Source organism: Actinosynnema sp. NPDC002837, from assembly GCF_040295345.1.
Classification (GTDB): Bacteria; Actinomycetota; Actinomycetes; order Mycobacteriales; family Pseudonocardiaceae; genus Actinosynnema.
Genome location: NZ_JBEOVG010000224.1, coordinates 1 through 1,097 on the forward strand (window position 1 = coordinate 1; position 1,097 = coordinate 1,097).

The 1,097-nt window shown below is 38.2% G+C and carries 1 protein-coding gene; it reads right to left on the reverse strand.

Annotation, left to right across the window (positions count from 1 at the left end):
* The coding region (locus tag ABTZ99_RS45025; protein WP_499619297.1) for a type I restriction enzyme subunit R domain-containing protein at positions 1–1,097 on the reverse strand (1,097 nt) is incomplete at both ends.

Consider the following 1,097-nt stretch of genomic DNA (forward strand, 5'->3'; position numbering starts at 1 on the left):
GTTTTGATTTTCATTTGAGAATAGACGAAACGTGTTTTGCACATTTTCTTTCATGGTGAAGGGCTTTCTAAAAGAGACAATCAACCCAGAATCTTTTCCTGTATAAATACGATTCGTTCTTGAGAACGCTTGAAGGAGCTTTTGATAGTTCATTTCTCGATCAATATATAAGGTTTGAATCGTTGGAGAATCAAAGCCTGTCAATAAACGATCGACAACAATGACAAAATCTAGCCACTGACCATCCGATTGATATTGCTTTTCCTTACGGGCCAACCGTTTATTAATATTTTGATTGTAGAGTTTCTCATCTTGATAAGGAGAAGCATCAAACTGTTTCGCATACTCTTTCATGATCTCTACTAATTCATCGTCTTGTTCATTTTTTTCTAATTGATCCGGATTGGTTGAGAAGGTAATAGCTACTCTTGGGAAATCTTTATCAATCAGTTGATGACGTTCATCAAATTGTCGCCCATTCAAGAGTGTCCCATTATCTTTCATTTCCTTTAAAATCCGGTAAATATGTTTGGCTTGGGCAATCGAGTGAGTGGTAAGAATGGCTGACATCGTAGGAAAACCATTCTGTACCTTGAACTTTTTGACCACACTTCTCCGATTAAAGATTTTTTGTAACATGGTACGAATATGTTCATCTGTTTCATAAAGTTCCGTAGGCAACAATTTTTCTTGTTGTAAGACATCGTCTGGTAACTTTCCTTTATTGAGTTGGGTGACAATTACCTCTTGATCCTCTTCTGAAATCAGTGAATGATACTCGACTTGAAAGCCTAAAACAGCGCCATCATCCATAGCGTTTTTGGTTGTATAGGAGTGAAGGAGTGGCCCGTATTGCTGGCTCGTCGTTCTGGCAAAGGTTCCATTTTCTTGCTTTTTATTTTGTTCAAAAATAGGCGTCCCCGTTAATCCAAACCAGGTTGAATTGGGTAATATTTTCTTAATTCGCTTCATTTCCTCATCACTAACCGCACGATGAGCCTCATCAACAATAAAAACAATATGTTCTTGCCGTAGCTTCTCAAATTGATTCGAGCCTTTTTCTTCACTCTCTTGTTGGGCACTTCGCATAGCCGCAG